Genomic DNA, 16,293 nt, shown 5'->3' on the forward strand with positions numbered 1-16,293 from the left:
GCATTCACCAGATTAGAACACCGAATGTCGAGCGATGATTATGTTCTGATGGATCAAAAGGAAACGTCAGCGGTTACGCGCGTACCGATTAACACCCTCAAGGATTGGCGGGCCAAGGGGATAAAGGGCCCGCGTTCTGCGGTTATCGGTGGTCGGGTTATGTACCGCAAGGTCGATGTGCTGGCGTGGATCGATGAACAATTCAACCAATCTGGCAAGGGGGCGCCCCCCAATGCCGGGTCGATCTTTAAGCCTTTAGGCAAGCGTTCGCTGCTGAACGTATAGCAGGCTCGATAATGACAAAAAAATGCGACTTAAGAGTACTTACCGTGACATCCGTCACAAATGTCCCAAAAGCGCATGAATCTGAGGGTCGCCTCGATAGATTAGAGGTAGAAGGACTTTTTGGCGACAATAGTCGCGGCCGTAATTGCAAGCCTCGCCCCAAACGTAAGAACGTTGCGAACGCGCCACACTGGCAGATAGACGCAGACGGAAAGCTCTACTACCAGCGGCGAGAAGTTGAGCCGCACGGGAATCCGCCGATCATTGATCTAGGTCCGTCTGCCTACCCGCCGATACTCCCGGCGTACAACGAATATGACGGTGGCCGGGAGCGCTTCGTTGACGAGCTAGTGTGCTGGCATTTCCACGGCCCAATCTCGCCGACACTCCAACTGTTTACGCACGTACGTCACCTTGACGGCGACTGGCTGAACTGTGCAGCAGACAACCTTGTACGCGAGCTGGACGAGGAATGGCGAGAAGCCAACAAAGCGCGCCAGATAGCCGAGTGGATGATGGTTGACGCTTCACGGACCGCATGGGAGCTCGGCGTTAGAGGGCATGGAGGAGAGTTTTCTTACGCGCCGAGCCGGCAAAAAGCACCGCGAGGATTGCGGGACGAGCCGGGCATTGGCACGCTCCCGTCATGGGCGCCGCTATCGCCCGTATGGGCGTCACAAGACCCGAACGGCGCCGCGCCTTAATCCTCCGGCACGCGGCGCCGTTCACGCACACAATAAAAAAGGGAGAACACCAAATGGCAAATGTGCAAGTCGGCCGGGACCAGGACGGCAGGCTGAGCCTAACGATCACCGACCTAAGCGACAGCGAACTAGCCGAGCTAATACGAGTGGCACAACATGACACGCGTTCTGCCTCGCCAGCTAAGGCCCGACTGATGCGCTATCGCATGGCATAGATACCTAACCGACTAACTAGAACGGGACACTAAAGATGACGCCTAACAATGACACGCTGCTTGAACCGCTTCGCTATGACTTCCTGGTCTCAAAGGGCGACGACAAAGCGCTTATCGGATTGCGCATTGACACGCCCGATGGCGGAATTATCGTGCCTATGACGAGCCAGGACGCTTTCGCGATTGGGCGCGGTTTGGTGGCGCACTCAGATTTCCTAGAGCAGCGGCCGGTACGCAAGTGGGCTTAGATGTCCACGGGCATCCAACGGCCTTGCATCGGCTGCGGATGCCTAATCGCGAGCGGGTCGCGGTGTAACGAATGCCGGCCGAAGCCTCGGCCGCCGCTCATGCGCTACCCGATCAAGCAATGAACCGGCCATGCATTCGGTGTGGAATGCTGATACCCAAGGGCAGCCGATGCGGACAATGCGCACCAAAACGGCTACGGCCACAAGGGCATCCCCACACAAACACCGGGCGCATGAAACGGCTAAGCAAGGCAACTCGGAAGGCGCAGCCGTGGTGTCTCGACTGCCGCTCGACAACCGACCTAACGTGCGATCACATCATTCCCGTAGCCGAGCGACCCGACCTCGCATGGGAGCCGCTGAACCTGACGACGCGCTGCCGATCCTGCAACGGACGACGCGGCAACCGATGCACTGACGCGGAACGCGGTCAGGTGCTCGACGCCATCGCAGCACGCACGGCACGATGGCGGCGCGCTTGCCAAGCTCAGGCTGGGTTAGGTCCAGGACAACCCGGACTGCACCAAGCACGCTGAACCTCGGTGTCGTACGGCTGATCAACGCCGGGCGTCTGACCAAGCACGTACATGTCATCGACTACCTCGGTGATCTGCGCGCCGCACTTGTCGCAGACTCCACCGCGCCGACGCCTTATGTGGCCCACTGTTGTTCCAGGTCCCGCAGTACCTCGTCGGGACTCCTGTCCGTCGCCCTACTGACCTCAATGAGTAGCCCCACGACGAGGCTCTGCATACCGCCCTTAAGCATGCCGTCGTAATCGACGTACGTCCGTTTGAAGTCGGCAAGCAACTCCTCTACTTCGGGCTGCGAGTCTTCGAGAGAATACGGCGGCGGCTTCGGTTCGCCCATTCGGGCGCGTATGAGGGCAATCGCCATCCTGAGGCTCTCTTTGCCACTTCGCTCATCCGGCACTGGGCGTTCCTCGCATATCGTCGGGCGGCACAAACTCACTGCACGTGGGATCACACTTCGGGCAACACCGTTCCTCGGTCTCGTCCCGGAAACGGCCAGACCCGATATAGGTCCGCACGGTGCGTTCTTCGATCCGGACCCCGAACTCACAAACCGCGTCAGTCGGGAGCCATGCGAAAGCCTTGACCTCGGTACTCGGCATAAGCGTCAAGCTACGCCGCCAGGGTGACAGGTTCCAGGAGCGAAACGCCGTTGAGCAGAGCAAGAGTAGAACGTGAAGTCATCGACGACCTTAGGTCCGCGAGGGTGGGGGGTTGCCCCGACCGGCGCAAACGCTCCGCTCGAACAGCCAGCGCAGGGACGAATTAATTCAGAGCCCGCCGAACTTATGCCAAGCTCCGCCGTATGGCGGCCGATCATTCCTGTAGATGTGTAAGAAGTGGGCGTTCAACATAATGTCGTCAGACAGGCGTTTTCTGGACCCGCTCCAACCCTGTGCATCGCGAACGCTGAACGAGGCACTTCCGTCGCGCGGGGTGACGACGCCGGTTGCGCGGTCCACGTCTACGTCTCCATGTTCAAGATCGAGGCGCCATGACGGGGTTTCTTCGAGCGCCTCAATGAACTGTTCGAGGTGTTCAAGCTCCCGGAACACGCGCATTCGGTCTGGATTATCTAAACGACGGACGAAATAGAAACCATTGACATCCGTGGTTTCATAGCCGAGTGGTTGTGAGCGCGCATTGAACCGTTGGGCTGCCGTTGCCATGACTTAGATTGTAGCGGAACGGGACGGGCGCATATTAGATGCTTAATGACCACCATAATTGAATAAGGAGCGGCTAATATGTCTATGCGCCGTGGGCCCAAGGGGGGCGTGGAGGAATCGCCGTTACCTTTCCGGTCTCGCAAGCTCGGTGTCGAGCGCTTCGCGGCGTTTGCGTCGCGCTATCTGGTGGTGCCCAAGGGTAAGGGCGCCGGGCAGAAGATGCGGCTACGCCCGTGGCAGATGGGGATGCTGCGGCCGTTTCTCGACCCGGACCCGCGCCCTCTGGTCGGTGCGATCATGGGTCCGCGCGGGTTGGGCAAGACGGGCATCTTCGCAGCACTGGGCTTGTACGAATTGTTCTGCGGCCCGGACGGCAACGAGATTCCGATCGTCGCGGTAGACGAGCGCATGGCGGGGCGGTTGCTTAAGCCTGCTGCGCAGATGGTCGAACTTAACGACGAGCTGGCGGCCCGAGCCGTCGTCTATCGGGACCGTATCGAAGTGCCGGGTAAGCGAAGCACCTTGACGGCGCTACCAGCCGAGGCTAAGCGCATCGAAGGCTTGGGAACCTGGACGCTGGCATTGGCTGACGAGCTGGGCGAGATTGACCCGGATACGTGGTCGACGTTGCTGCTCGGTGCCGGAAAGCTCGACGGTGCAATGGCATTGGGCATCGGGACGCCACCGAACCGGGAAACGTCGGTATTGACCGATCTTCGGGAAGCGTGCCGCGCGAACCCGGACGACCGGACGATGGCGTTTTATGAGTTCAGCGCAGACGGATTCGAGCATCACCCGGTGAGTTGTGTCCACTGCTTAGAGCTGGCGAACCCGCAACTAGATGACTTGTTGAGCCGGGACCGCGCTACGGCGTTGCTTAAGCAGACGACCGAGGGTGAGTATCGGCGCAAGCGGTTGTGCCAGGTGGTGACCACCAATGAGTCACCGTTTGTCGACGCGGATACGTGGGATGGGCTGAAGGCGCCGCACCCTGTGCCCGATGGCGCCGACGTTGTGATCGCGCTTGATGGCAGCTTGAAGGACGACAGCACCGCTCTTGTCGTGGGCACTGTGGGCAAGGTTCCACATTTCGACAGGCTCGACGCGTGGGAGAACCCCGGCGATGAGGCTTGGCGCGTGCCGGTGCTCGACGTTGAGCAAGCCATCAGGGAGGCCGCTAAACGGTGGCGAGTGCGCGAGATTGCGTTTGACCCGTACTTATTTACCCGCTCGGCGCAGATACTTGCCGCAGAGGGTTTACCGATGGTGGAATTTCGCCAGTCACCGGCGCGGCAGACGGCCGCGACTAACGACTTGCGCAGCGCGGCCGTGAATGAGCAACTGACGCATTCCGGCGATGAGGTTTTGCGCCGGCATGTTCTTGCGGCGACGGTTTTGGAGTCGGATAAGGGTATCCGTATTGCGAAGGTTAATCGGAGTAAGCACGCACCAAAGATTGACTTGTGTACTGCCCTGATGATGGCGCATTCTCGCGCTACTTGGTTGGCGAGCCAAGCTAGGCCGCGTACGCGAACAGTATCGTTCGCCCACTAAATATGCAGAAAGAACAACTGAATAATGACTTCTGACCTTCTTGTCGAGTTGTGCCAAACGCTCGACTTGCCGCAGGGCCGATATGCCGAATTGGAGCGCTACGCGTCGGGTCGGCAAGCGCTGGCCTACTTAAGCCCCGAAGCCAAGATCGCGCTACCGGCACTAAACCGCATCGTCTCCAACATCCCAAGACTTGCGGTGTCGAGCCTTGCCGAACGACTACGCATTATCGGCTTCAAAGGCACCTACGTATGGCCGGAGTGGCTGGCCAACGATCTTGACCAACAGAGTGTGGTTTTGCATCGCGAGGCGCTGCTTTTCGGGGATGCGTACGTGATCTGTTGGGCACGCTCGGACGGCTCACCGCTGGTGACTGTGGAGAGTCCGCGTCAGGTCGCGGTGGTTAAAGACCCGGCGACGCGTGAGGTTACGAGCGCGGTAAAGCGGTGGCGTACCCGGACGACGACCGAGGCGATGGTTTATCTGCCGGATCGGGTGGAGCGTTGGCGGGCTAACACTACGGGCGCGGCGGCGCCCGCGTTCGACCGGCTCGAAGTGCTCGACAACCCGCTAGGCGTGGTCCCGGTGGTGAACTTCTGCAACGCCGACCGCATCTTGCTCAGCATCGGGGACGCGCTGCTCACGCGGCAATTCGGACATTCCGAGATAGACGACCTTATTCCGCTCGTGGATGGCTTGAACAAAACCCTCGCGGACCTTGCAGTGGCGCAGGAATACACTGCCCGCCCTCGTCGGTGGGCTACCGGCATCGAGCTGGTCGAGCGCCCGAAGCTGGAGAACAACGGCCAGCCGGTCCTAGACGAAGACGGCGACCCGGTGATGGAGACGGTTAACCCGATTCCCGAGGGCAACCGTCTCATGCTGTCCGAGAACGATCAAGCGAAGTTCGGCCAGCTCGACGGCGCCAATTTGCAGGGCTTCGCCAACGCCGTGAACATCTGGCTTGGCCAGATCATGGCCGTGTCAGCGCTGCCGGCCCACTTTGTCGGGATCACCACAGAGAACCCGTCGAGTGCGGACGCGTTGCGGGCCAGCGAGGCAAGCTTGACCGCCCGCGCCGAGCAGCGCCAAGCCGTATTCGGCAGATCGTGGGAACAGGTCGCAAAGCTCATCGTCGCTATCCGCGATGGCGTGGCCGTGGACTCGGTAACCACACATGTGCAGTGGGGCGATGCTGGCTCGCGGTCTGTCGGAGCAGAAGCCGACGCCGCGACGAAGCTTTACCAGTCGGGTCTATTAAGCCGCTCCGCGACCCTAAGGAAACTCGGATATTCGGATGATGAAATTGCACAGAATAACAGCGAACGGGCCAGCGAGCTTTTAGACGGTCACCAACAGACAGCGCAAATGGCGAACTACTGGCAGGAGAATCAATGAATGACGACGCGCGGCCCGACGCCGCAAACGGCACAATCATTAACACGCAGACAGACGAAATGGCTGCGGGTAATACCGATAATGCGGAAACGGCGCCAGAAGCGCCAGAAACGCCGACAGATGGCTCTAATGACGTTTTCCCGCGTACATACGTCGAGGATTTGCGTAAAGAATCAGCCGGGTATCGCGACAAGGCTAAGCAAGCCGAGGAGCGCGCCGACGCGCTGGCTAAGCGACTACACCAGGAGTTAGTTACCGCGACGGGCCGACTGGAAAATCCGGCAGACCTCGCGTTCGACGCCGAGCACCTGGACGACGCCGACAAGCTGAGCGCCGCTATCGACGCATTGCTAGCCGACCGGCCTTATTTCGCTAAGCGCAAGGTGAGCGGGGATGCCGGGCAGGGTCCGCGCGGCGGCGCGCCGGCCGAGGTTGACTTGCTCGGCATGCTGCGCGGTGGCCGATGATCACGGAAACCCTGACGATTTACCGTGGCGCAACCGACAAATACGGCGAGCCCAACAAACAGCCACATGGCGCGATCACGGGTGTACTCGCGTGGGGCACGTCAGGTAAAAGCTCTGCCAAGTTCAACCTAAGCAACGACAAGTCCGGCGAGTCCGCAGGCGTAACCGCGCAACTCTACGTTAAGCGGGGCGCCGACCTTAAGCCCCGTGACCGCATTCAGCGGACTAACGGCGAGCAATACGCGATTGTCGGACATTCTCTATGGGACCAGGCGTCCCCCATGACCGGACGCGATTTCGGCTGGATGACTTTCCAGATCGAATCAACGAACAGCTAATACAGCGCCCGGAGCGCACTTGCTCTAACCCGTCCCGGCGGCGGGTATAACTGAATAAACAACTTAATAAGGAAAACAGAAAAATGGCAATTCAAGTAACCAGCGGCAACGCTGCGCTACTACAGTCGCAAGTGGCCGACCTATTGGTACAGCCGCTTGCCCAGCAGAGCACTTTCCTAGCGGCCGGCCCCCGCATCTTTGACACCCCCAATCCGCTTCGCATTCCGCGAATTGCGTCGGGCGTGTCTGCTGGCTTTGTGGGCGAGGGTGCCCAAATCTCGGACCGCAGCGTGAGCTTTGACGAGATTGACCTACTGCCGTCCACGCTGAAGTCACTGAAGTTGCTGGTCCGATTTAGCAATGAGATGGTGCGTCAGTCGGTCGTTCCGCTGAACGCGACCCTGCAAAGCACGCTGGTGACGAATGTTGCGCAGGCGCTCGACGCCGCGCTGTACGACGGCACCGGAACAAGCAACACCGTTAAGGGCATCTTTCAGCAGACGGGTATCGCTACCGGAACGCTCGAGCTGACCGACGCCGACAGCCTTATTGACGGGCTGGCGACCGCTCAGGGCAATAAGGTCAACCCGACACATTGGGTGATGACTTCCGCAAGCTTCTCGGCGCTGCGCAAGCTCAAGGTCGGCACCGACGACAAGCGATACATTTTCGACCCGTCAACGATCCAGAACGGCACCGCTTTCCGGCTGCTCGGCCTGCCGGTGATCATCACCGACAACATTCCGGCCGTGTCGACCAAGGCCCGCGTGGCGCTGGTCGACTTCTCGCTCGTTGCCGTGGCGCGAGACGTTGACGCCGAGGTCAAGATTCTTGATCAGACCTGGGGCGACTACGACAGCGTTGGCATCCGGGTCGTGACCCGCTACGACGTGGGGCTACTGCACCCGCAGGCGGTCACGGTTCTGACCGAAGTCGGCAGCTAATGGGGGCGCCGACAGTAAACGACTTGTCGGCGCTGCTGGGACGCGATGACGTGAACGCTGAGCAGGCTACGGCCGTGCTCGGCATCGTCACCGCTATGGCTTCCGCGTACACCCGCGCGGTGGGATTCATGGCCGGCGTGCCGAACGATGACATTCGAGCCGTAATCCTCACCGCGTCAGCGCGGTTACTGGCGGAGCCGTCCCAGATCGTCGCGGCCGACGAAATGGGTCCGTTCAGCGTGCAATACCGGGCCGGGTTTGACGGCTGGTCGGTGGCCGAGCTGGCGGCGCTTAACAGGTACCGCGTACGCGCCTGCTGACAGTTTTCGGACCGCCGGAAACTTACGGGATCGCGTAAAATTGCTGGTCAGCATACATTTTAGGTCTTGTCGCATAGCAAGGAACTGTGCGGCAAAAGCGGCAAGGGCATCCGTGGCGCAAAACCCGCAAAGGGGGAAGTCGCCTCCGCAACACGCGGGTGCACCTGCCGGACGCTCACAAAACGGGTCAACCGGGTTTGTGAGTCATTTATCCGGGGCGGGTCGCGTGGCGGATTTAGTTGTTAGCCGTCGATGCTTCAAGTGCGGCCTTGGCGCCGGGTGGTGGACGAAGACACCGCCCGGCGCACTGCCTAAAAAATCTTCGCGGCGCCCCCAACGGTCGCTGGCTATCGCCTTGGCGGAGCCGACAAAGTGATCCTGACCAGCAACTTTCTGCGATCCCGGAAAATTACCGCAGGTCCAGGATCATCACGCGGCCATCGCAATACGCGACCTGAAGACCATGCCGCCCGTCAAACCATCGGTACTGGCTTACGCCGTTAGGCGACTGGCGCCAGTCGGTGCAGTCGGGCGCGGGCGCGGGGATGGCGTCTAGGTCGATCACGAGTCGTCTCCTGTCGTCGGCCCCCTTGGCGCACGACAGTACGGACATCGGGTCCGGGCGGTCAACCATCGACGCGCCTAAAAATGTTGCGGTACAACGTAATACGTTGCGAATCGAATCGCATTGCGTTGCGTGTACCGAATCGCTTGGCGGCCCCAGCGTCGAGAACAGAAAGCGCCCGTGGCCAAGTAGGCCACGGGCGCCCCTGTCGCGAACGCGTTAAAAGTTCACGGCTTCTTGTGCTTGGTCACGTCCGGCTTGCCGTAGCTTTCGCCAGGTTTCTGGGTCGGCGGTAACGGCCTTCCCTCGACAGACGTGACCTCCCGACCAGTCTTGCCGCCACGCGGCCCGATGACCGGATACTGACCCGATTTGGGAGTGCGATCTCCTGGTTTCAGGTTCTGGTTCTTAGCCATCTTGGCTAATCTCCTTTTCTCAGACGCTCTCCCGTGCAGCTTGGGAGTCTCCGCTAGGGGAGAGCGCGCGTCGTGGGTTGACGGAGCGGCCAAGTGGATTACAGTAGGCGTTTCCTACGCGCACTACCGCACTCCGCATCGGCGCTCAACACCGCGCCGATGCGGGGTGTTCTGCACGTCCAGTATGGGTGCTAGTGCCGACAAGATGCCGAACCCAAAGTTTGCGCGTGTCCTACAACTGAGCAGCACCCCGAATGTGTGCACCACAACATATTGTGGTAGTGGTGAAGGTCCGCTGAGGGCAGCTTAAAGCTTTCGGGGCGACCTGGATCGGAAACGAGCGGGTGCCGTGCTGACGGCGGTCAGCACATTTCCCTGCTCAGCCACGTTTTCCCATGTCGAGCCATGGCGGAGCGTTCACCGTTTTCGCAGTTCAGTCGCTTTATACGCGGGTTCGATTCCCGGCAGCTCCACCACTTGAACACTGCGCCCGCCGACGCGTGCATCAAGGGCACCGTCCGAGGTGGTTCCCCGGCCGTCGGTTTCCAGGCCGCTGGGGCTGCTGAAACTTACGCGAGATACGGACCGCGCCTTGGACGATAGATCTGCGCAACTTCAAACTGAGATCGACCAGCTATCAGAAAAGCTAGGGGTCCGCCCTATGCTCGTCGGCTTGCGAACCAACGACGGCCTGAACGTTTATGTCGCCGATGACGGTTCTTATCACTTCACCTTCTACGAACGCGGACAACTTGGCTTCGACCGCGTGGGCAATCTCGACGACCTGCTGTACTGGTACACCCAGAGCGTGGTCACGGGCCAAGCGGCCAAATCGGTGGGCGATCGCGCGGAACGCTTCAAATACGAGTACCAGGTGCTAAGCGCCTTGAATAGCGAATGGGCAAAAAGAAATGTCCGGGAGACGGCGGAGTTATTTCGCAGATATGGTCAGCCAGAAGATATTTCCTTGCTCCCCGACATTGGTGAACCGCTCTGACACTCGCTACCAGCAAGTTGGGTACGTGCGACCGATGGACGAAAATGAGAGAAGAGTTCTTGAATGGGGTCCGTGCCGTTGTGGAACCTCTGTTGATCCAGCTTGGATTCCAGCCAGACGAGTACGGCGACGTGGATGTGCATGGACGGAAAGATCGCGCCATTGGATGCTGCGAATGTGATCGGTTTGTACGATCGTTCCGGGAAGTGGCAATATCTTCCCCGTTTTGCCATCAGGCAAGGTGTTTCGCTTGACGAAATCATGAGCGACAGCCGAACGGTCGATTTTCCGGCAACGCATCAGTGGCTTGAGTCCGTCCGAGATCGCATCCAAAAATACTTTCCCGTCGCGCACCAAGGCGTCTTAGGAATGGGTGGACCAAATATCTGAGCTCCTCGAATCACGTTGCCGGCCTGGCTGATTCGCCATGACGGATCCGCCGGCAGGTGCTTCGCGACAGCGCGTCTCATCCGGAAGCGGCTGCGCACCGCACACGGTGTCCTCACGCACCACTTCCAGCCGCGGGTCGCCCGGCAAGTCGATGTCGATATGCTCGGCCTGCCGATCGCCGCGGAGGAGTTCATGCGCAGGAGCGGGTCATGACGGATCCCCTGTGGACCGCCTATGCCGAGAAGGTGGACAAGGTCGACGGCTGGTTCTTCGAGGCCGACGTCGAGCTCTTCAGTCATCTGCTCGCTCGCCAGACGGCCGAGGGGATCAGCGGCGACATGCTGGAAATCGGCACCTACCAAGGCAAGTCGGCCATCCTGATGGGCTACGGTCTCCGCGACGACGAAGAACTGGTGATCTGCGATTTGTTCGAAGCGGTGGTGGACCACACCCACGGGTCGCCGAGCTCACGCGACCAATACTCGGGCTTGGACCAACAGCAGTTCCTGGCCAACTGGGACCGCTTCCACACTCGCCGGCCGATCATCGAGGTCTGCGAATCATCGCAGCTCGACCTGGGAGAGCGCGCCCTGCGCCTGGCCCACATCGACGGCTGCCACGCCTACCCGTGCGTCGCCCATGACATCGAGCTGGCCGTGAGACACACGGCCGACCGGGGAGTGGTCGTGCTGGACGATTACCGGGGCGTCGAAACCCCCGGCGTCGCCGCGGCCGTCTGGCAGGCTGTCGGCAACGGTGTCTTGTTCCCGTTCGCGGCGACGTACATGAAGCTCTACGCCTGCGCGTCGCCCGCCGACCAGCATTACTGGTTGGAACAGGTCCGTGGTCGCGGTGACATCTGCGCCTTCCCCGACTTCGAGTTCCCCTCCTATCGGAGCATCTCCGAGGCGCAGCTTCGCCCCCTCGATCGCTGAGCGGTCAGCCGCAAGAACCTTGGCGCGCTGCGTCTTCCAAGACATCGGCCGCTGCCGACGCGCTTTCGGCGGGTGTTCTCATCCGCGCGGCCACCGCACGGGTACGGGCGACGTAACGGGGATCGAGGACCGACCGCAGATCCGCCACCAGCGAATCCGGGGTCGTCTCCGAGAAATACCGTCCGATGCCGACTTCCAGCTGGTTGATCACCGCGGCCCACAACGGTTGGTCGACCGAGACGGCGAGCACCAGGCTGGGCACTCCCGCCCGGATCCCCGCGAACGTGGTGCCGGGACCGCCGTGGTGGACGACCGCGCGGCACGCGGGAAACACGGTCGAGTGGTTCACCGCGCTCACCGCCTTGACGTGGTCGCCGGTCGGGATCTGGGTGAGATCGCTGACGCCGCTGCAAATCAGCGCCCGCTGGCCCAGCTCGGCGCACGCCGCGCTGATCATTGCGATCACATCACCCGGCGATGCGACCCGCGCGCTGCTGCCGAAGCCGAAGTAGATCGGCGGCGTCCCCGCAGCGATCCAGGACAGCACCTCGTCGTCGGCCTCGGTCGGCAACGCCAGCGTCAGCGCACCGACGAAAGGGCGTCGGACCTCGCATTGCGCCCATTCGGCCGCCAGCCCGGGAAAGAAGAATTCGTCATAGGCCTGCAGCTCCATCGGGCGTCGCGCCGCCGGTGCGGTCGGCCCCGACAGGCCCAGCGCCCGGCGCTGGGCGGATTCGGCTTCCTGGGTCAACTGCGCGGCCCCACCGCTGGGGTAATAGTGCAGTGTGGCCGCCGGAATGTCGTAGTACTCAGCGACATTGGCGGCCAGGCCGTGCTCGCTGGTGTCGGTCAACAGCAAGTCGGCCCCGTCGGCCAGCGACGTCAGCGCGGTGCCCAATGAGGGCCAGAGCCGCTTGAGATCCTCCGAAATCACCCACGCCAGAAACATCGGGTTCGGCGCAGTGCCGTATTTGCGGACGATGTCCTCGTTCTGCTTGACCTGGTCCGGGCCGTGGGGAACCGCGGAAAGCCCCGCCGACTCGACGAAGCGAATGTAGTTGGGCGGCACCGCCATCCGTACCTCGTGACCCCGGCGCTGGAGCTCCCGGCCGATCGTGGCGAACGGCTCGACATCCCCGCGGGTTCCCATGGTCGCGAGTGCAAATCTCATTGCCGGGGCGTCACGCGTTCTCGTCGATCCAGGTGGTGGTGAAGCGCAGCATCTCGGGAATGCCCTTGGCCAGATCGGCTCCGATGGTCTTCTCGAGTTTGTGGCCCACCAAAGGGATTTTGACCTCGACGCGCACGGCGGAACGCAATCGCGAGCCCCCGTCTTCGGCCGGCTCCAGCCAGCTTTCCGCGCGACCCGACCCCAATCCGCCCGACGCCGAGACGTCGACCTGGCCGCGCACCTGGCCGTCACCGTCCCGTCGCCACGTCTCGGTCTGCACGATCTTGACGTCACCGCGAACGAATTTGGCCACCGCGCCCGGCAACAACTGACGACCGAGGTGCTGGGTGACGCGCACCGTCACCGTGCCGTCGCCGTCGACCACCAGCGAGTCCAACGTGGTAGTGGCGGCGGCGGGAGCGATCCGTGCCAGCCAATAGTCCTCGCGACCGAACGCCGCGTGGATCTGCTCGACGCTGGCGGGCGACTCGGTCGAGACGTCAATGGAGCGCGACATATCGAACCCAGGCTACCGAGGCTGCTTCAGGGCCGCTCGAAATGCTGGTAGTCGACGGGCGCCGTCCACTGTCCACCCCAGCGCCACCCGCTGTCGGTGAAGGCGCGCACGGCCGGGTCGCCGTCGTGCAGCAGGCCCGGGTCGGTGCGGTCGCGGTCCAGAAAGTCCTCGGCGTTCTGCGGTTGGAAGGCGCCGGTGGGGTACAGGCACGGGTTGAGACGCGGGTTGAGGTCGATCGCCCGGCCGTAGGCATGCTGCGACCAGCGGTCGCTGCCCGGAATGCCCCGGCAATTGAACGCCGAGGTGTTGTCGTCCTCCATGGACAGCTCGTCGTCGGCGTCGCGGTAGTGATCGACCGTGCGGATCTTCTCGATGGGAAAGCCCAGCCGGTACAGCCGAGCGAAGATCGTGACGACCTGCGGCGCCAGGTCTTGGTGCACGATCAGCTCGCCCCGGTGGGTTTGGCCGTCGAAACCGATGTGGTCGACGTCGACCCGTCGCAGTTGCCCGGGTTCCACCGGGCAGCCCGGGTGCCAGCTCGCGCCCAGTTCGGCGGCGGTCACCGGCCGGACCGTCGGGTCGGCGGCGGCCGACGAAGCGGTGCACTGCGCCAGCATGACCGCGCCCGCCAGCACCGCCGCCCAGCGTCCGCCGGGCAGCAGCGACGGTGCGCCCGCGCGCTTGTTTCCGCCCTGTGCTGCCGCGCCCACCGCGACCTACGCTTGCCTCATGCCCGGTCACCCATCGGTGCGAAATGTCCTGGTCCTGGCAACCATCTTGCTCACTCTGGTGGCGGCTTCCTCGACCGGCCGTGTGGTGCATACCTCGCCGAGCGAGGCCCCGCCGGCGTCGATGACGCCACATGCGTCGCTGGTTCCCGAATCGACTTCTCCCGCAGAAGATTTCACAACCATCTCCAAGCTGGTGAACGACGCGATCGCCGCGCGCGGGCTGCCGGGCGCCGTGGTGATGGTCGGCCACGGCGGCAAGGTGGTCTTCCACCAGGCGTACGGGTCGCGCAAGCTCGCCGGCGAACCCGGGCTGGACGGGGCGCCCGCACCCGCGGAGCCGATGACCGAGGACACGATCTTCGACCTGGCGTCGCTGACCAAGTGCCTGGCCACCGCGGTGGCGGTGATGCAGCTTTACGAACAGGGCAAGGTCGCGTTCGACGATCCCGTGCAGAAGTATCTGCCCGACTTCAACACCACGAACGATCCCCAGCGCGCGAAGGTCACGATTCGCATGCTGCTGACGAACACCTCGGGAGAGGGCATCGACGTCAGCCTGCGGGATCCGTGGGGGCTGGCTGGACCCGACAAGGCAGAGGGCATCCATCGCGCGCTCACCACGCCGCTACAGTCGGCACCCGCCGGGGAGTTCCGCTACTCCGACATCAATTACCTGCTGCTCGGCGCGCTGCTCGAGAAGATCACCGGCGAGGACGAGGACGACTACGTGCAGCACCACGTGTTCGGGCCGCTCGGCATGCACGACACCCGGTATCTTCCGCCGGCCAAGGCGTGCGGCCCGCATATCATCCGGGGAGCCGCGATCGCCTGGGCGCCGAACGGCGAGCCGACGACGGAGTACCACGAATGGACTTGGCGCACAACACTTTTGCCGCGCATCGCGCCGACTGCACGTGACGAGGAAAGCAGGGACGACCCGAGCAAGAACCCGGATTACTATGCCCTGCTGCGGGGTACGGTGCACGACCCGACGGCCCGCCGGATGGGCGGCGTGGCCGGCAACGCCGGCGTGTTCTCCACGGCGCACGACGTCGGCGTCTATGCGCAGGCCCTGCTGGATCGGCTGGCCGGGCGCCCGAGTGACTTTCCACTGCAGCAGGACACTGTCGAGCTGATGACGACCCCGCAGCAACCGGGCCATGACCCCCGACAACTGGAAGCGGCCAACCGTGCCGCCCGGTCAGGCACGCCGAACTATCCGGCGATCAAGGGGCAGAACCTGTTCGGGTTCGGCTGGGACATCGACACCGGCTACTCCAGGCCGCGGGGACGCGTCTTTCCCATCGGCAGCTTCGGCAACACCGGATTCACCGGAACCACGCTGTGGATGGACCCGGGCTCGGACACCTACGTGATCCTGCTGTCCAACTCGATCCACCTGCGGGGCAGCCCGCCGATCTCGAATCTGCGCGGTGACGTGGCCACCGCCGCCGCCCGGGCCCTACACCTTTACGGCGCCGCCCCGCCGTAGCGCTGAAGACCCAAAAGCTATGCGTCCGGCTCCATTTCAAGCAGCCGCAATGGATGCAGGCCGTCGACCGCGCCGACGAACGGCGGGTGGATGCTGTAGCCCAGCATGCGGCGAATGTCGTCGGAGACCGTCCGCGCGATGTCGCGCGGCACCGACAGGGTGAAGGCCTCCATCGGCCGCAGCCACGGTTGGCAGTACTGGGCGGTGACGGCGAGGCGATCGCGGTCGGTGGTGTTGGCGCCGCCGCCGTGCCACAACGTCCCGACGAACAAGACGCAAGAACCGGCGGGCATCACGACGGGTATCGCCTCGTCGTCCGGGCCCGGCCGGCGCTTGCCCCAGCGGTGGCTGCCCGGGTAGAGCACGGTGGCGCCGTTGTCGGCGGTGAACTCGTCGATCGCCCAGATGGTGGCCGCCGCCAACGGGGCCCGCGGCCGCGGAACCGGGTAGAAGCCGTCGTCGTGGTGCGCCAGCTGCGCGGCCTCGCCGGGCTGAATGTTGATGGCCTGCAACGCCGAAAGCAGATAGTTGGGCATCAGCAACCGGTCGAGCACCGCGAGCACCCGGGCATGGTCGACCAGCCGATCACACACTCGGGTGCGGCTCAGCACGCTGTAGACGCGCTGGGTGCGCCGGCCCTCGAACGAGTTGCGCCCGGTGTGCCCGAGCCAGGGCCGCACGGTCTCGCGAATCTGCGCGCACTGCTCGGTGCTGAGCAGGTTCTCCCAGATGACGTAGCCGTCGCGGTCGAGTGCGGCCATGTCGGTCCCGACGATCGCGCTGTCCACCGAACTCCCGCCGGTCGGCGTCCGCTTGTACCGTTGCGCCAGATCGCCCCTGAGGTCCTCCAGCGTGGTCACGGATTCGTCGTCGATGCTCATGTTGCTCGTCCTTAGTCCGCCGG

General features: G+C 62.8%; 19 protein-coding genes. 12 read left to right on the top strand and 7 right to left on the bottom strand.

Features of this window, described 5'->3' with window-relative positions:
* Positions 1 to 24: 24 nt before the first annotated feature.
* Positions 25 to 285: a helix-turn-helix domain-containing protein gene (locus tag MAA44156_RS03455; protein ID WP_128971796.1), complete on the top strand. Its 261-nt coding sequence runs from the start codon at positions 25 to 27 to the stop codon at positions 283 to 285.
* A 1,400-nt stretch (positions 286 to 1,685) separates the two neighbouring features.
* Positions 1,686 to 1,988 carry an HNH endonuclease gene (locus tag MAA44156_RS23765; RefSeq protein WP_023879599.1) on the top strand — a complete coding sequence of 101 codons (303 nt, stop codon included), beginning with the start codon at positions 1,686 to 1,688 and terminating at the stop codon, positions 1,986 to 1,988.
* Positions 1,989 to 2,103: 115 nt separating this feature from the next.
* Here MAA44156_RS23765 and MAA44156_RS03465 read toward each other — a convergent pair whose 3' ends face one another.
* Positions 2,104 to 2,385 carry a hypothetical protein gene (locus tag MAA44156_RS03465; protein ID WP_009978428.1) on the bottom strand — a complete coding sequence of 94 codons (282 nt, stop codon included), beginning with the start codon at positions 2,383 to 2,385 and terminating at the stop codon, positions 2,104 to 2,106.
* Positions 2,386 to 2,755: 370 nt separating this feature from the next.
* Entirely contained in the window at positions 2,756 to 3,154 is a 399-nt protein-coding gene (locus tag MAA44156_RS03470; protein WP_128971797.1) for a hypothetical protein, read from the bottom strand.
* A 108-nt stretch (positions 3,155 to 3,262) separates the two neighbouring features.
* Here MAA44156_RS03470 and MAA44156_RS03475 point away from each other — a divergent pair, with 108 nt between their 5' ends.
* From MAA44156_RS03475 to MAA44156_RS03500, 6 genes are read left to right on the top strand one after another with little or no spacing between them, the layout of a single operon-like run.
* A complete protein-coding gene (locus MAA44156_RS03475; protein ID WP_317188407.1) occupies positions 3,263 to 4,708 on the top strand; it encodes a terminase TerL endonuclease subunit in 1,446 nt (481 codons plus the stop codon).
* 24 nt (positions 4,709 to 4,732) lie between these two features.
* Positions 4,733 to 6,106 carry a phage portal protein gene (locus tag MAA44156_RS03480; RefSeq protein ID WP_009978425.1) on the top strand — a complete coding sequence of 458 codons (1,374 nt, stop codon included), beginning with the start codon at positions 4,733 to 4,735 and terminating at the stop codon, positions 6,104 to 6,106.
* Entirely contained in the window at positions 6,103 to 6,573 is a 471-nt protein-coding gene (locus MAA44156_RS03485; protein ID WP_023879601.1) for a hypothetical protein, read from the top strand. Before MAA44156_RS03480 ends, MAA44156_RS03485 begins: the two co-directional genes overlap by 4 nt.
* Entirely contained in the window at positions 6,570 to 6,911 is a 342-nt protein-coding gene (locus MAA44156_RS03490; protein WP_023879602.1) for a hypothetical protein, read from the top strand. The genes MAA44156_RS03485 and MAA44156_RS03490 overlap by 4 nt, the downstream gene beginning before the upstream one ends.
* A gap of 50 nt (positions 6,912 to 6,961) precedes the next feature.
* Positions 6,962 to 7,855, top strand: a complete 894-nt coding sequence (locus MAA44156_RS03495; protein ID WP_227974654.1) for a phage major capsid protein — start codon at positions 6,962 to 6,964, stop codon at positions 7,853 to 7,855.
* 23 nt (positions 7,856 to 7,878) lie between these two features.
* The gene (locus MAA44156_RS03500; RefSeq protein WP_227974623.1) at positions 7,879 to 8,175 is read left to right on the top strand and encodes a hypothetical protein; all 297 of its coding nucleotides are present in this window, start codon (positions 7,879 to 7,881) and stop codon (positions 8,173 to 8,175) included.
* A gap of 792 nt (positions 8,176 to 8,967) precedes the next feature.
* Here the strand turns inward: MAA44156_RS03500 and MAA44156_RS03505 are convergent.
* Positions 8,968 to 9,156 (bottom strand): hypothetical protein, encoded by a 189-nt coding sequence (locus tag MAA44156_RS03505; RefSeq protein ID WP_023879604.1) that lies wholly within the window; start codon positions 9,154 to 9,156, stop codon positions 8,968 to 8,970.
* 661 nt (positions 9,157 to 9,817) lie between these two features.
* Between MAA44156_RS03505 and MAA44156_RS03510 the strand changes: the two genes are divergently transcribed.
* The 3 genes from MAA44156_RS03510 (at position 9,818) to MAA44156_RS03520 (ending at position 11,478) form a co-directional block, all read left to right on the top strand.
* Positions 9,818 to 10,153, top strand: a complete 336-nt coding sequence (locus MAA44156_RS03510) for an Imm63 family immunity protein (protein WP_009978415.1) — start codon at positions 9,818 to 9,820, stop codon at positions 10,151 to 10,153.
* Positions 10,154 to 10,294: 141 nt separating this feature from the next.
* Positions 10,295 to 10,543 (top strand): hypothetical protein, encoded by a 249-nt coding sequence (locus MAA44156_RS03515; protein ID WP_128971798.1) that lies wholly within the window; start codon positions 10,295 to 10,297, stop codon positions 10,541 to 10,543.
* 209 nt (positions 10,544 to 10,752) lie between these two features.
* Entirely contained in the window at positions 10,753 to 11,478 is a 726-nt protein-coding gene (locus tag MAA44156_RS03520) for a class I SAM-dependent methyltransferase (protein WP_009978413.1), read from the top strand.
* Between the two features lie 4 nt (positions 11,479 to 11,482).
* Here the strand turns inward: MAA44156_RS03520 and MAA44156_RS03525 are convergent, their stop codons facing one another.
* The 3 genes from MAA44156_RS03525 to MAA44156_RS03535 are packed head-to-tail and all read right to left on the bottom strand — an operon-like array spanning position 11,483 to position 13,876.
* Positions 11,483 to 12,649 (bottom strand): glycosyltransferase, encoded by a 1,167-nt coding sequence (locus MAA44156_RS03525; protein ID WP_023879605.1) that lies wholly within the window; start codon positions 12,647 to 12,649, stop codon positions 11,483 to 11,485.
* Positions 12,650 to 12,659: 10 nt separating this feature from the next.
* Positions 12,660 to 13,166, bottom strand: a complete 507-nt coding sequence (locus MAA44156_RS03530) for a DUF2505 domain-containing protein (protein ID WP_009978409.1) — start codon at positions 13,164 to 13,166, stop codon at positions 12,660 to 12,662.
* A 26-nt stretch (positions 13,167 to 13,192) separates the two neighbouring features.
* Positions 13,193 to 13,876, bottom strand: coding sequence for a M15 family metallopeptidase (locus MAA44156_RS03535; protein ID WP_009978407.1), 684 nt, complete (start codon positions 13,874 to 13,876; stop codon positions 13,193 to 13,195).
* 19 nt (positions 13,877 to 13,895) lie between these two features.
* Here MAA44156_RS03535 and MAA44156_RS03540 point away from each other — a divergent pair, with 19 nt between their 5' ends.
* Entirely contained in the window at positions 13,896 to 15,389 is a 1,494-nt protein-coding gene (locus MAA44156_RS03540; protein WP_033716585.1) for a serine hydrolase domain-containing protein, read from the top strand.
* A gap of 17 nt (positions 15,390 to 15,406) precedes the next feature.
* Here MAA44156_RS03540 and MAA44156_RS03545 read toward each other — a convergent pair whose 3' ends face one another.
* A complete protein-coding gene (locus MAA44156_RS03545; protein WP_009978405.1) occupies positions 15,407 to 16,270 on the bottom strand; it encodes a phytanoyl-CoA dioxygenase family protein in 864 nt (287 codons plus the stop codon).
* Positions 16,271 to 16,293: the final 23 nt, after the last annotated feature.

Source organism: Mycobacterium avium subsp. avium (assembly GCF_009741445.1).
Lineage (GTDB): Bacteria > Actinomycetota > Actinomycetes > Mycobacteriales > Mycobacteriaceae > Mycobacterium > Mycobacterium avium.

Bases quoted from the DNA above. Each gene is read 5' to 3' on its own strand.
- MAA44156_RS03455 (WP_128971796.1), top strand. From the start codon at position 25: ATGTCGAGCGATGATTATGTTCTGATGGATCAAAAGGAAACGTCAGCG.
- MAA44156_RS23765 (WP_023879599.1), top strand. From the start codon at position 1,686: ATGAAACGGCTAAGCAAGGCAACTCGGAAGGCGCAGCCGTGGTGTCTC.
- MAA44156_RS03470 (WP_128971797.1), bottom strand. From the start codon at position 3,154: ATGGCAACGGCAGCCCAACGGTTCAATGCGCGCTCACAACCACTCGGC.
- MAA44156_RS03480 (WP_009978425.1), top strand. From the start codon at position 4,733: ATGACTTCTGACCTTCTTGTCGAGTTGTGCCAAACGCTCGACTTGCCG.
- MAA44156_RS03485 (WP_023879601.1), top strand. From the start codon at position 6,103: ATGAATGACGACGCGCGGCCCGACGCCGCAAACGGCACAATCATTAAC.
- MAA44156_RS03490 (WP_023879602.1), top strand. From the start codon at position 6,570: ATGATCACGGAAACCCTGACGATTTACCGTGGCGCAACCGACAAATAC.
- MAA44156_RS03505 (WP_023879604.1), bottom strand. From the start codon at position 9,156: ATGGCTAAGAACCAGAACCTGAAACCAGGAGATCGCACTCCCAAATCG.
- MAA44156_RS03510 (WP_009978415.1), top strand. From the start codon at position 9,818: ATGCTCGTCGGCTTGCGAACCAACGACGGCCTGAACGTTTATGTCGCC.
- MAA44156_RS03515 (WP_128971798.1), top strand. From the start codon at position 10,295: ATGGACGGAAAGATCGCGCCATTGGATGCTGCGAATGTGATCGGTTTG.
- MAA44156_RS03520 (WP_009978413.1), top strand. From the start codon at position 10,753: ATGACGGATCCCCTGTGGACCGCCTATGCCGAGAAGGTGGACAAGGTC.
- MAA44156_RS03525 (WP_023879605.1), bottom strand. From the start codon at position 12,649: ATGAGATTTGCACTCGCGACCATGGGAACCCGCGGGGATGTCGAGCCG.
- MAA44156_RS03530 (WP_009978409.1), bottom strand. From the start codon at position 13,166: ATGTCGCGCTCCATTGACGTCTCGACCGAGTCGCCCGCCAGCGTCGAG.
- MAA44156_RS03540 (WP_033716585.1), top strand. From the start codon at position 13,896: ATGCCCGGTCACCCATCGGTGCGAAATGTCCTGGTCCTGGCAACCATC.
- MAA44156_RS03545 (WP_009978405.1), bottom strand. From the start codon at position 16,270: ATGAGCATCGACGACGAATCCGTGACCACGCTGGAGGACCTCAGGGGC.